This window comes from Kribbella sp. NBC_00889, from assembly GCF_045207705.1.
Taxonomy (GTDB): Bacteria; Actinomycetota; Actinomycetes; order Propionibacteriales; family Kribbellaceae; genus Kribbella.
Genome location: NZ_CP108783.1, coordinates 3,245,465 through 3,257,863 on the forward strand (window position 1 = coordinate 3,245,465; position 12,399 = coordinate 3,257,863).

General features: G+C 68.3%; 15 protein-coding genes. 4 read left to right on the forward strand and 11 right to left on the reverse strand.

Annotation, left to right across the window (positions count from 1 at the left end):
- Positions 1-65: 65 nt before the first annotated feature.
- Both OG817_RS15690 and OG817_RS15695 read left to right on the forward strand, forming a co-directional pair.
- Positions 66-767, forward strand: coding sequence for a response regulator transcription factor (locus OG817_RS15690; protein ID WP_360448976.1), 702 nt, complete (start codon positions 66-68; stop codon positions 765-767).
- Positions 767-2,260, forward strand: coding sequence for a sensor histidine kinase (locus tag OG817_RS15695; RefSeq protein WP_406055348.1), 1,494 nt, complete (start codon positions 767-769; stop codon positions 2,258-2,260). The genes OG817_RS15690 and OG817_RS15695 overlap by 1 nt, the downstream gene beginning before the upstream one ends.
- A 421-nt stretch (positions 2,261-2,681) precedes the next feature.
- Here OG817_RS15695 and OG817_RS15700 read toward each other — a convergent pair whose 3' ends face one another.
- A complete protein-coding gene (locus OG817_RS15700) occupies positions 2,682-3,206 on the reverse strand; it encodes a hypothetical protein (RefSeq protein WP_406055350.1) in 525 nt (174 codons plus the stop codon).
- Positions 3,155-3,610 carry a hypothetical protein gene (locus tag OG817_RS15705; protein ID WP_406055352.1) on the reverse strand — a complete coding sequence of 152 codons (456 nt, stop codon included), beginning with the start codon at positions 3,608-3,610 and terminating at the stop codon, positions 3,155-3,157. The genes OG817_RS15700 and OG817_RS15705 overlap by 52 nt, the downstream gene beginning before the upstream one ends.
- 141 nt (positions 3,611-3,751) lie before the next feature.
- On the opposite strand from OG817_RS15705, the gene OG817_RS15710 reads away from it, so the two are divergent.
- Complete coding sequence (locus OG817_RS15710) at positions 3,752-4,570, forward strand: phosphotransferase (RefSeq protein ID WP_406055354.1); 819 nt, start codon at positions 3,752-3,754, stop codon at positions 4,568-4,570.
- Here OG817_RS15710 and OG817_RS15715 read toward each other — a convergent pair.
- Positions 4,567-4,977 (reverse strand): hypothetical protein, encoded by a 411-nt coding sequence (locus tag OG817_RS15715; RefSeq protein WP_406055356.1) that lies wholly within the window; start codon positions 4,975-4,977, stop codon positions 4,567-4,569. The two genes, OG817_RS15710 and OG817_RS15715, sit on opposite strands and share 4 nt — an antisense overlap.
- A 204-nt stretch (positions 4,978-5,181) precedes the next feature.
- Between OG817_RS15715 and OG817_RS15720 the strand changes: the two genes are divergently transcribed.
- Positions 5,182-5,364 (forward strand): hypothetical protein, encoded by a 183-nt coding sequence (locus tag OG817_RS15720; RefSeq protein WP_406055358.1) that lies wholly within the window; start codon positions 5,182-5,184, stop codon positions 5,362-5,364.
- A gap of 12 nt (positions 5,365-5,376) precedes the next feature.
- Here the strand turns inward: OG817_RS15720 and OG817_RS15725 are convergent, their stop codons facing one another.
- From OG817_RS15725 to OG817_RS15760, 8 genes are all read right to left on the reverse strand, one after another.
- Positions 5,377-6,432 (reverse strand): Gfo/Idh/MocA family protein, encoded by a 1,056-nt coding sequence (locus tag OG817_RS15725; protein WP_406055360.1) that lies wholly within the window; start codon positions 6,430-6,432, stop codon positions 5,377-5,379.
- A 1-nt stretch (position 6,433) separates the two neighbouring features.
- Positions 6,434-7,276 (reverse strand): sugar phosphate isomerase/epimerase family protein, encoded by an 843-nt coding sequence (locus OG817_RS15730; protein ID WP_406055362.1) that lies wholly within the window; start codon positions 7,274-7,276, stop codon positions 6,434-6,436.
- A complete protein-coding gene (locus tag OG817_RS15735; protein WP_396390356.1) occupies positions 7,273-8,433 on the reverse strand; it encodes an ROK family protein in 1,161 nt (386 codons plus the stop codon). Before OG817_RS15735 ends, OG817_RS15730 begins: the two co-directional genes overlap by 4 nt.
- A gap of 89 nt (positions 8,434-8,522) precedes the next feature.
- Positions 8,523-9,200 (reverse strand): YidC/Oxa1 family membrane protein insertase, encoded by a 678-nt coding sequence (locus tag OG817_RS15740; RefSeq protein WP_406055365.1) that lies wholly within the window; start codon positions 9,198-9,200, stop codon positions 8,523-8,525.
- A gap of 45 nt (positions 9,201-9,245) precedes the next feature.
- Positions 9,246-9,512 (reverse strand): DUF6412 domain-containing protein, encoded by a 267-nt coding sequence (locus OG817_RS15745; RefSeq protein WP_396390353.1) that lies wholly within the window; start codon positions 9,510-9,512, stop codon positions 9,246-9,248.
- Positions 9,512-10,831, reverse strand: a complete 1,320-nt coding sequence (locus OG817_RS15750) for an RNA polymerase sigma factor (RefSeq protein WP_393389367.1) — start codon at positions 10,829-10,831, stop codon at positions 9,512-9,514. The genes OG817_RS15745 and OG817_RS15750 overlap by 1 nt, the downstream gene beginning before the upstream one ends.
- Before the next feature lie 274 nt (positions 10,832-11,105).
- On the reverse strand, positions 11,106-11,726 hold the full coding sequence (locus OG817_RS15755; protein ID WP_360445922.1) for an HhH-GPD-type base excision DNA repair protein: 621 nt from the start codon (positions 11,724-11,726) through the stop codon (positions 11,106-11,108).
- Position 11,727: 1 nt separating this feature from the next.
- Complete coding sequence (locus OG817_RS15760; protein ID WP_131515653.1) at positions 11,728-12,141, reverse strand: universal stress protein; 414 nt, start codon at positions 12,139-12,141, stop codon at positions 11,728-11,730.
- Positions 12,142-12,399: the final 258 nt, after the last annotated feature.

Consider the following 12,399-nt stretch of genomic DNA (forward strand, 5'->3'; position numbering starts at 1 on the left):
AGACTCACAGCTGATTGCCAGGAACCTTCCAGGGTTCCCACGGGTGCCGGCGGCAGACTGGGGACATGAGTCCGCATCTGCTGGTGGTCGACGACGAGCCGAACATCGTCGAGCTGCTGTCCGCGAGCCTGCGTTTCGCCGGGTACGACGTGACCACGGCAACCCATGGCGCCGAGGCGCTGCGCAAGGCGCGCGAGGTGGAGCCCGACCTCGTCGTCCTCGACGTCATGATGCCTGGACTGGACGGCTTCGAGGTGGTCCGCCGACTGCGCGGTGAGGACCGGCATGTGCCGGTGCTCTTCCTCACCGCGCGCGACGCGGTCGAGGACAAGGTGCTCGGCCTGCACACCGGCGGCGACGACTACGTGACCAAGCCGTTCAGCCTGGACGAGCTCGTCGCCCGGGTCCGGGCGCTGCTGCGCCGATCCGGCCACCGCGAGCAGGCCACGCCGGATGCCGCCGTACTGAAGTATGCAGATCTCGAGCTGAACGAGGACAGCTACGAGGTCTTCAAAGCCGGTGAGGCGGTCCAGCTGTCGCTGACCGAGTTCAAGCTCCTGCGCTGCCTGCTGGAGAACGCCGAACGGGTGATGTCGAAGGGCCAGATCCTGTCCGCGGTCTGGAACTACGACTTCGCCGGCGACGCGGGCGTGGTCGAGTCGTACATGTCGTACCTGCGCCGTAAGGTCGACACCGGCGACCAGAAGCTGCTCCACACCGTCCGCGGGGTCGGCTATGTCCTGCGCACCCCACGAGGCCCCAACTGATGCAGCTGAACGACCGGCGCTTCACCGACCGGTACCCGCTCCGCGTCACCATCGTCGTCGTCCTGCTGACGTTGGTGGCGCTCGCACTTGTCGCCTCCGGAGTATTGGCGACCACGATCATGCGCGGGTACCTGGTCGACCGGGTCGACGAGCAACTGCAGCAGGCCTCGATGCCCCTGCAGCGCAACCCGTTGGACCGGCCGATGGGGCCCGGCGACGGCCGGCGACGACCACTGCCGAGTGTGTTCGTGGTGCAGTTCAACGACTCCGAAGGCCAGGCCAGCGGTGGACCGTTCCGCGCCCAGTTGGTCGAGGGCGAGGCGCCACTGCCAGACCTGCCCACGCTCAACCTCAACCAGGTCCGGGCGCTCGACGGGCACCCGTTCAACGTCGACGCGGTGTCGGGTGGTGCATCCTGGCGCGTGCTCGCCGTACCGCTGTCCGACGGCAGCGGTTCGGTGATGGTCGCCCAGAGCCTGCACGACATGAGCCGCACGTTGCAACGGCTGGTCGGGGTCCAGGCCGCGGCCGGCGTCATCCTGCTCGTGCTGCTGGCCGGCGTCGGGACTTTCGTCGTACGGCGAAGTCTTCGCGGACTGGAGGACGTCGAGAACACCGCTGTCGCGATCGCCGGCGGTGATCTGAGCCGGCGCGTACCGCAACGGGATCCACGGACCGAGGTCGGGCGGCTGTCACTCGCGCTGAACCAGATGCTCGGACAGATCGAGACAGCCTTCGCGCAACGCACTGCGTCGGAGTTCGCCGCTCGCCGATCCGAGGACGTGGCCCGGAGATCGGAGGAGGCGGCGAGGCAGTCGGAGGAGCGGATGCGGCGGTTCGTCGCGGACGCGTCGCACGAGCTGCGTACGCCGTTGACGTCCATCCGGGGCTTTGCCGAACTGACCCGCCAGCGCGGGGACAGCGGCGACGCCGACACGATGCGCCGGATCGAGGACGAGGCAAAGCGGATGGGCCTGCTCGTCGACGACCTGCTGCTGCTGGCACGCCTCGACCAGCAGCGACCGCTGCGGATGGAGCCGGTCGATCTGCTGCCGATCGCCGCCGACGCGCTGCACAACGCGCAGGCGGTGCAGCCCGAGCGGAACATCTCGCTGAAGATCCTGCCGGAATCGGAAGCGCCCGTGGTCGAAGGCGACGAGACCCGGCTCCGTCAGGTGCTCGGCAACCTGATCAGCAACGCGCTCCACCACACGCCGACGGACGCCCCGATCCTGGTCTCGGTCGGGACGCGCGACGGTGAGGCCGTACTCGAGGTGAGCGACTCAGGTCCCGGGCTGACCGACGACCAGAAGGCGCGCGTCTTCGAACGCTTCTACCGCGCCGACTCCGCCCGGACCCGCTCGACCGGCGGCTCCGGCCTCGGCCTGTCCATCGTGGCTGCGTTGGTCGCCGCCCACCACGGCCGAGTCACCGTCACCGACACCACCCCCCACGGCGCCACCTTCACCGTCCACCTGCCCCTCAACCCCTAACCCCACCCGCGGTCGGGGCGGCGCGGTCGGGGCGGCGCGGTCGGGGCGGGGTCCGCGGACATCTTGTGGTGACCGAGGACAGGCTATTTCATGTCCGCAGTCCCCAGATCCTGTCCCCGGTCCCCAGATCCTGTCCCCTGTCCGCCGTCCCCAGATCCTGTCCGCGGTCCCCAGATCCTGTCCGCGGTCCCCAGATCCTGTCCGCGGTCCCCAGGCCCGCCCACGCCGGGGCGCCCACCCGGGCGTCCCCGATCCAGCCCGCCGTCCCCGATCCAGCCCGCCGTCCCCGATCCAGCCCCGCCGTCCCCGATCCAGCCCCGCCGTCCCCGGTTCCAGCCCCGGCGTCTCCGTTTGCCTGGCTGACCCACCGGCGGGTGGGTTGGCGAGCCGTGAGCGCCTGGCCAACCCACCGTCTGATGGGTCAGCCCATCAGACGGGTCAGAGGACGGGGAAGGCGCGGGTGGCGGATTCGCCGTGTTCGAGGACCTCGGCGGCTGGTCCGAGGATCTTCGGGTCCGGGCGGCCGACGAGTTCGACGTCCTTGTCGGCGTAGTCGTTCAGGCTCAGCACGTGCCGCGGCCTCGAGCCGGGCGCGCTTCTTGTCGTTGCGCTTCACCACGGTCCAGGGCGCGTGGTTGGTGTCGGTGTAGTGGAACATCGCTTCCTTGGCCTCGGTGTAGGCGCCCCACTTGTCCAGCGACGCGAGGTCGGTCGGCGAGAGCTTCCACTGCCGGACCGGGTCGATCTGGCGGATCGTGAACCGGGTTTGCTGTTCGGCCTGCGACACCGAGAACCACAGCTTCACCAGCAGGATGCCCGAGCGGACCAGCATCCGCTCGAACTCCGGCGCCTGCCGCATGAACTCCTCGTACTCGTCCTGCGCGCAGAACCCCATCACTCGCTCGACGCAGGCGCGGTTGTACCAGGACCGGTCGAACAGCACCATCTCGCCTCGCCGGCCGACGGGAGGTGCTCGACGTACCGCTGGAAGTACCACTGGGTCTTCTCGCGCTCGGTCGGCTTCTCCAGGGCCACGATCCGTGCGCCGCGCGGGTTCAGGTGCTCCATGAACCGCTTGATCGTGCCGCCCTTGCCGGCCGCGTCGCGTCCCTCGAACACGATCACCAGCTTCTGATGCGACCGCTTCACCCAGTACTGCAGCTTGAGCAGCTCGATCTGCAGCAGCCGCTTGTCCCGGTCGTAGACCTCCCGCGCGAGCCGTTCGGCGTACGGGTAACCCTCGCGCCAGGTGTCGACCGGCGTACCGTCCGCGCGCAACAGCACGGGGTCGTCGTCCTCCTCGTCGAGGACACGGAAGCCGAGCTGGTTGACCAGGTTCAGGGTGCTCATGAACACCAAGGTTCGGGTCTTCTGATGACATCCAGGTGACCGGCCTCAGCGAAAGTCCGGTGAACGCCAGGCCGACGATCGGGTAGCGTGTCCGGCTGGCTCCGCGTAGAGCCTTCACATGGGACTACGAACGGGGGCGCCATGCAGACGTGGACGGAAGACGGCGAAGAGATCCCACTGACCGGTGGTGACGTGACCGAGGGGCTCGTCCGCGTCGGCGACACCGTACGGCGTCCGCCCGGTGAGCGGCCCGAAATGATCCGGGACCTGCTGCGGCACCTGGAGTCGGTCGGGTTCGACGGCGCGCCGCGCTTCCTTGGGATCGACTCCGCCGGCCGCGAGGTGCTCAGCTACATCGACGGTGAGGTCGCCGGCCGGCCGCAGCCCGGCTGGATGGCCGACGAGGAGCGCATGACCTCGGTCGCTCGACTGGTCCGCGCGTACCACGACGCGGTCGAGGGATTCGGGATCCCTACCGACCTGCCGGCGCCGATCGAGCCGCCCGGCCTGCCCGAGCTGGATGATCCGCTGGAGCTGGTCGGCCATCAGGACATCACTCCGGACAACGTCGTGTTCCGCGACGGCCGCGCGTACGCACTGATCGACTTCGACTTCGCCCGCCCGGTCAGCCGGGCCCGTGAGCTGGTCAACCTCATGTTGTGGTGGGCACCGTTCGGCGACGACGCCGATCTCGACCCGGCCCAGCGTGGCCTGGACCGGCCGCGCCGGTGCCGTCTGATCGCCGACGCGTACGGGCTGTCGGTGCCGGACCGCCATCGCCTGATGGATCTCTCGTCCGCACTCAACGAGCGGGGCTGGCACAACATGAAGTACCGCGCGGAGACGCTGGGGGGCGGCTGGCAGCGGATGTGGAGCGAAGGCGTCGGCGACTCGATCAAGCACCGTCAGGTGTGGCTGGACGACAACGCCGACTCCATCACTGCGGCCCTGCTCAGTTAAAGCAGAGCTGCAGGATCAGCGCACAACCGCCGGGGTCTCCTCGGCGGCGTCGGCCTTCTTGTCGCGAGGAGGACGAAGGCGAGCACCGCCGACCCGAGAACGGCGATCGCGCTGACGACGAAGGTCCCGGACATCGCATGGGCGAACGTCGTCTTGGCGACTCGAGCAAGGGCGTTGTCCCCTGTGCTCGCGGCGACGGCCAGCGCCTCACCGATCGAGCCACGCGCCTTGGCCGGCGTGGACTCCGGCATCTTCGCGGTGAAGTTGTGGGCCAGCGCGCTGCCCAGGATCGCGATCCCGAGCGCCGCCCCTGCCTGCTGAACGGTGTCGTTCAGCGCCGAGCCGACACCGGCGTGCTCGTGCGGCACCGCACCCATCAGCGCGGCGGTCGCAGCCGGCTGCGCCAATCTGGGTCGCGCCGACCCTGGCCGATGTCGGGATGAACTACCTGGGTCCGAACCTGATGCGCGTCTCGGACGAGATGCTCGGCATCTACATGACCGCCGGATTCGGACTGCTCGAGGCGGACCAGGCCTCCAAGACCGTGCTCGGCTACGTCATCGGGATCGCCTCGGTCGAGGCGGCGACGATCAGCAAACTGCACCGCGGCGATGGCCGAATGGCAGGCGGCAGTCTGGCCGGCGGCGGTGCGAGCGGCCGAGCCGTACTCGCGGATGCGCGCCCTGTACGCCGCCTACGGCGGTGCCGACCTCCAGGCCGGCGCCGAAGACGGCTTCAGCTACGGCCTCAACCGGATCCTCGACGGTGTCGAGGCCCGGTTGGGTCGTAGCTGAAGCCGGTCCCGCTCAGCGGGTGATGGCTACCTCGGACCCGTTCCGCGCGGACTCGTAGATCGCGGTCAGGATGCGGGCCATCTCGAGACCCTGCTCCGCCGTGGCGTCGGCCGGAATCTCCCGGCGGCAGATCTGCAGGAAGTGGTCGATCTGGTTGGCGAACCCGACCGTGAAGTCGAACCCGAGCGAATCGATCTGCGGCTGGATGTGCAACAGGGTGTCGTGCCGCTCGGTGATCATCAGCAGCTCGGGCTCGATCTCCGCGCCGCCCTTGTCGCCGTGGATCTTCACACTCGTCGAGTTCCGCGCGTGCAGCGAGTACGACGTGTCCACGTCGAGAACCGCCCCGTTCTCGAACCGGACCTGCGCGGTCGCGTAGTCCTCGACGTTGTTCACCCGGGTCTCCGACGCGGCCCGGTACCGGGTCAGATGCTTGATGTTGTCCCGGGCACCCAGCGCCGAGAAGGTCGCACCCGAAACCGACACCGGAGCGGGCATCCCCATCAAGTACCAGCACAGGTCGATGATGTGGACACCCAGGTCGATCAGCGGGCCACCGCCCGAGACCGTCACGTCACCGAACCAGCCACCGGGGTTGCCGGCGGCACGAATGATCGTCGCCCGCGCGGCGTAGATGTCGCCGAACTCGCCCTCGTCCAGGAACCGCTTGGTGACCAGGGCGTTCGGAGCGAACCGGCGTACGTAGCCGATCTGCAGGGCCTGCCCGGTCTCCTTGGTCGCCTGGACCAGCGCCTCGGCCTCGGCGACGTTCACGGACATCGGCTTCTCGACCAGCACGTCCTTGCCGGCCCGCAGCGCCGCCTCGGCGAACTTGGCGTGCAGGAAGTTCGGCACGCAGATGCTCACCGCGTCGACCTCGGGATCGGACAGGATCTCGTCGACGACATCCGTCGCCTTCGGTACGCCGAACTTGTCGGCCTGTGCCTTGGCGCGGGTCCGGTCGATGTCGCACACGGCGACCAGCTCGGCCTGCGGATTCTTCTGGTACGAGATCAGGTGCTGGGTGGCGATGGAGCCCACCCCGATCACAGCAATGCGAGTCGTCATGTCAGGCAGCTCCAGCCAGTCCGAGGATGTTGTTGAGCGAGCGCTCGATGGCGCTCGGAGTCGACTCCAGGCCCTCGAACTCGAGGCTCACATGGAGTTCGGGCCTGGTCCCGACCAGCGCGAGCAGGCCCGCCAGGTCCAGATCTCCGTGCCCCGCGATCGTGCCGAGCAGGTAGTCGCCGGCCAGCGTCTTCAGCCAGCCATCCCCCGCCGATCGGCGGATGTGGAAGTCCTTCACGCCCACGATGGCCGCGATGTCGATCAGTCCGGCGGCGGTCTTGCCGGGCACCTCGCCGACGCAGAGTCCGTTGCCGAGGTCCAGCGTGACCCGGAAGTTCGGGCGATCCACGGCGTGCACCAGCCGGGCCAGCCGGTCGCTCCCGTTCATGAAGAAGCCGTGGTTCTCGATCGTCGACACGATGCCCAGCTCGGCGGCGTGGTCGGCGACCGCACGGCAGCCTTCGACGACCTTCTCGAACGTCGACTCGAACTCCCCCGGGTCCTGCTCGCGCCACGACCACGGGGCGACGTCGTGACGGAAGATGCGAGCTCCGAACCGGTGCGCGACATCCAGCTGCCGGCGGAGGCGGTCGATCTCCTTGTCCTCCGCTGTCCGCAGGTCGCCGCTGACCAGATAGTTCACGATCGGTACGCCGATGTCGCCGGCGTGCGCGGCCGCATCACGGACCACACCGTCGTTCTCCAGATAGTACTCGCCGTCCATGGCGGCGATCTCCAGATGCCCCGCGGGTGACGACGCGACCCAATCCAGGACTGCGATCAGGTCCATCTCGCCGCTGGCCATGAGGCTGCGAAAGCAGTACGAGCTGACTCCTAGCTTCACTTGCTGGTCCTCTCCAGGTCGTGAGTGATCCGGCGCCACGGACTCGGGTAGTCGTGAACGCCGTAGATGCGTGTACTGAACTGGTCGAACGCTGTGCCGACCGCCCCGAGCACCACGGCCTCGCGGCCGAGGGCCGAGGCGACGAACGGTGGGCGCTCGGGGAAGAGCAACTCCCTCTCGACCGCGGCCTCGAGCGAACGAAGCAGCACGGCACTGTCATGCGCGGGTCCACCCCGCACGACTACGATCTCGGGATCGACGACCAGCAACACCGTGGCGATGCGTCCGGCGATCTGCGCACAGAAGTCGTCGATCTCCGCCTGGGCGTCCGCGTCGCCGGCAGCCGCCGCGCTCAGCACGGCCTCACCGGTCGGATGTGACGTCCAGATCAGCTGTCCTCGGTCCGCGTTGCGCGTCCAGCGCATGCCTCGCTGCGCTCCGAGCTCGCCGGCCAGGCGGTGGCGCCCTTGCCGAATGACGCCGTTCAGGACGATCGACACGGACAGCCGATGGCCGATCTGGAGATAGACGACATCGGAGTACCCGCGTCCCGCGCCACCGCGCTGCTCGGCGAGTGCGGCCAGCTTGATGTCGTTGTCGATGGCAACCGGACGGCCGAGGTCCTGCGATACGGTCTCCGCGATCGGCAGGCCGACCAGTTCAGGGAGTGCGAGACTGGCGCGCAGGTGACCGTTCGCCTCGACCACACCGGGGAGAGCGAGTCCGACCGCACGAAGGCGTCCGAGATCGAGCGAGCTCTCGGCCGCCGCGGCGTGAATCGCGCTCCGAATCGACGAGATCTCAGCGGGCCGGTCCCGCTTCAGCTCGGTGTAGCCCAGTCGGCGGCCGGACAGGTCGCAGATGATGGCTCGCACCCCGCGCGGGCCCAGGTCCACTCCGGCAACGAGTCCCGCCTCCCGGGCGAACCGGAACGCACGCGCAGGCCGCCCCGGCCCCACGATCGACGCATCGGTGGGCACAACCAGACCAGCCTCGACGAGATCGTCGAGCACGGCGTGCACCGTGGGTCGCGACAGTCCGGTCTCCGCGCTGATGACGCCGACGGTTTGCGCGTCGTCGGCGTCGGCCAGCGCGCGCAGACAGGCGACCTGATTGGCCGATCGCTCCGCCTGAGCGGCTCCTCGTACAGTGTCCATCGACCCCAACTTATTATGCAACCGGCTTTATTAAAGACGGTATCAGAATCAGTCGGCAGGTGGCAACCAACTGTTGCTCAAGGCAACCGTCAGCGCTGCAGGATCGTGCGTTCGACGACGGTCCAGGTCGTCGTGGTGAGCAGGTAGAGCCCTGCGGCGAGCGGGAGGAAGGCGGCACTCAGCAGCGTGCCGAAGGGCAGGATCCGGGCGAGCCGGCGGGACAGGGGCGTCGCGGTCTCGTCGAGTTGGCGAAGCTGCAAGCGGGCCGAGAACCAGGCGACGACTCCCAGCAGTACGGCGAGCACGAGGAAGGCCGGCGTACCGGTGAGGACCGGCCAGTGCAGGCCGAGCGGTGCGCCGAGGAGGCTGCCGCTGATCAGTTGGTTCGACTCCCCCGCCACCATCGCCCGGGAGAACAGCGTGTACATCAGCCAGAAGAAGGGCAGCTGCGCGAGCGTCGGCAGCAGACCGGCGAAGACCGACGTACCGGACTCTGCTTGCAGCTTGGCGAGCTCGCGTTGGAGACGCTCGGGATCACCGCGGTGACGATCGCTGAGCTTCTTCAGCTGAGGCATCAGTTCGGCGCGAGCACGCAACCCGCGATGCGCCCGCACGCTGAGTGGAACCAGACACAGCCGTACGACGAGGGTGCAGACGACGATCGCGATCACAGCGGCAGAGCTGCCGGCGAGCGGTTCGATAGCGGTGACGAGGGACGTGAGCAAGTGATAGGCACCGGCGACCGGTGCCTCCAGGAAGGAAGGCACAGCACAACTCCACGAGTGAGAAGGAACGGGTAGCGAGGAAGAGCGCTACCGTCCCGGTGCTCGTGGACGTGGCCTGCCCGCCGCGTCGGGATCGCGGAGAGACAGATAAGCAGTACGCCGGGCGTTGGCCCGGGTGGCGCTGACGCGCGCCGGCAGCGGCGAGGCGACCGGGCCCCGCGCCGACGAGCGCGCCACCAGGAGCAGAGTGAACAGCAAGGCCGCCGCCGTGAAGACGGCGGCGGCCAGAGTTGCCGTGTCGAGGACAGGCATCACCAGCGCGAGTACGCCGGCGAGTGCCTGACCCATCGTCATCAGTCCAGGTAGTCCCGCAGGACCTGCGAGCGAGACGGGTGGCGCAGCTTCGACATCGTCTTGGACTCGATCTGCCGGATCCGCTCGCGGGTGACGCCGTACACCTTGCCGATCTCGTCCAGCGTCTTCGGCTGGCCGTCGGTCAGGCCGAAGCGCATCGAGACCACACCGGCCTCGCGCTCGGACAGGGTGTCCAGCACCGCGTGCAGTTGCTCCTGGAGCAAGGTGAACGAGACGGCCTCGGCCGGCACGATCGCCTCGGAGTCCTCGATCAGGTCGCCGAACTCGGAGTCGCCGTCCTCACCCAGTGGCGTGTGCAGCGAGATCGGCTCACGGCCGTACTTCTGCACCTCGATGACCTTCTCCGGGGTCATGTCGAGCTCCTTGGCGAGCTCTTCCGGAGTGGGTTCGCGACCGAGGTCCTGGAGCATCTGCCGCTGCACCCGGGCCAGCTTGTTGATCACCTCGACCATGTGCACCGGGATACGGATCGTCCGCGCCTGGTCGGCCATCGCGCGAGTGATCGCCTGCCGGATCCACCAGGTGGCGTAGGTGGAGAACTTGTAGCCCTTGGTGTAGTCGAACTTCTCGACCGCGCGGATCAGACCGAGGTTGCCCTCCTGGATCAGGTCCAGGAACAGCATGCCGCGGCCGGTGTAGCGCTTGGCCAACGACACCACCAGGCGCAGGTTGGCCTCGAGCAGGTGGTTCTTGGCCCGGCGGCCGTCCTCGGAGATCCAGTCGTACTCGTCGCGGACCTTCTCCTTCAGCTTGGCGGCCTCATCGCCGAGCTGCTCCTCGGCGAACAGGCCGGCCTCGATCCGCTTGGCGAGCTCGACCTCCTGCTCGGCGTTCAGCAGCGGGACCTTGCCGATCTGCTTCAGGTAGTCCTTGACCGGGTCGGCGGTGGCCCCGGCCACCATCACCTGCTGCTCGGGCTCGTCGGTCTCGTCGGCCTCGGAGACGACGAAGCCCTCGTCCTCGGTCAGCTCCTTCTCCAGCGGCTTCACCGCGTCCGGGCTGAAGTCGGCCTCATCGACATCGTCCAGCGAGCGCGGCTTGCCGGTCTTGGGGTCGATCGCCAGACCAGCTTCGGAGACGGCCTTCTTCGCCGGCGCTTTCTTCGCGGCGGCCTTCTTCGCGGGGATACCGTCCTCCTTGGTGCCGGCGGCAGACTTGGCCGCGGCCTTCTTCACTGCCGCCTTCTTGGCTGCAGGCTCGGTCACTCGGGCGCTGGTCCTCGGAGCCGTGCTGCGGGCGGTGGCGGCCACGGCCCGGGCTGACTCGGCGGGAAGATTCTCGGACGAGCTGGACGACACGAATTACCTCTCGTCTGACGCAGGGTTTGTACGGCGGTACGACGTTGTGTTGGTGCTGGTGGTGCCACGTACTCAGGGTCTTCTTGGGTATGACTGTGTGCGGCTGCTCGCTGGTCAGGCGGCGGCAACACTCCATTGTAATCCGCGAACCAAGCCCGGGCGCGCCACGACCCCCCGATCGGCGCGCTCAGGCCCCCGCCGGGGCGGATGTCTCCGCTCCGGTGGAGGCCTGGTCGGTACCGCCGTCGAACAGTGCGTTTGCGGTCGTCCGTTCTCAGCCGTTCCGGGTCTGCCGCAGTGGACGGGCCACCACGCGTTGCCGGACCAACTGCTGCTCCTGCTTGAACTGTCTCACCTTCACCAAAGACGCCACGTCGATCACGTCCGCGACGGACTTGTACGCGCCGTCCTCGCCGTACGGCTCGGATGCCTCGCGCCAGCCCCGCGGCCGGACCTTGAGTTGCTTGCCGAGCAGCGCGACGAAGATCTTCGCCTTCTGCGCGCCGAAGCCCGGCAGGGCCGACAACCTGGCCAGCAGGTCGTCCCCTGACTTCACATCGGACCAGAGGCCCGAAGCGTTACCGCCGTACTCCTCGTCCAGGTGCTTGGCCAGCGTCTGGATCCGGGCCGCCATCGCGGTCGGGAACCGATGCACAGCCGGCGGACCGGCCACCACCTCGACGAACGCGTCCGGGTCGTAGTGCGCCACCGTGGACGGATCGAAGGGGCCGTCCATCCGCTTGGCGATCGCGACCGGTCCCGCGAACGCGCGCTCCATCGGAATCTGCTGGTCCAGCAACATGCCCACCAGCAGGGCGAAAGGATCTCTGCTCAGCATCTCGTCGGCGTCGGGCTGCTGTGCGAGGCACAGCTTCTTGCTGCGTGTCGAAGTCACCTCAGTCCTCCCCTTCGTCGGCCTTTACGGCCAGCACCGGACACGGAGCGTCGAGCAGCACCCGCTGGGCATTGCTGCCGAGAATGAGCTTGCCGACCGGGGACCGGCGCCGAAGCCCGATCACGATGAACTCGGCATGCACCTGCTCGGCGACGGCCACCAGGTCCTCCGCCGGGTCGAGTCCACGCACCAGTTGCCGCACCTCGTAAGGCACACCGGTCGGGTCGAGTTGCTCACGTACCTCCGTCAACGCGGCATCGCTCGCCGCGGCCTCATCGCTGTCGAAACTGCGCCCACCCCGGTGTGAGTTGACCACCACCAGCTTGGCGTCGCGAAGCGTCGCCTCTTCGGCCGCTCGCCGCAGGGCCGCACGGCCCTCAGCCTTCGGCACGTAACCCACGACGATGGTCGTCATCGCCCTGCCTCACCTCCGGGTGTCGTGTCGACCCGTCTCGAACGATACTGCTCCCGACCGTGGTCGGCATCCGCTGGATTTACACCAGCTGTGTCGCGGCCGTGACGGACGGCTGATCGTCGCGCGGGTAGTACTCCACCACCGCCCCGGCCGCCGATGTGGCAGCCGCGCCGGTGCCCGAGTACTACCCGCGAGAAGACTGTCTAACCTTCCGGTGGCCACACCCTTGCAGGGGTGTCACCCGACGCGCCACCCCTG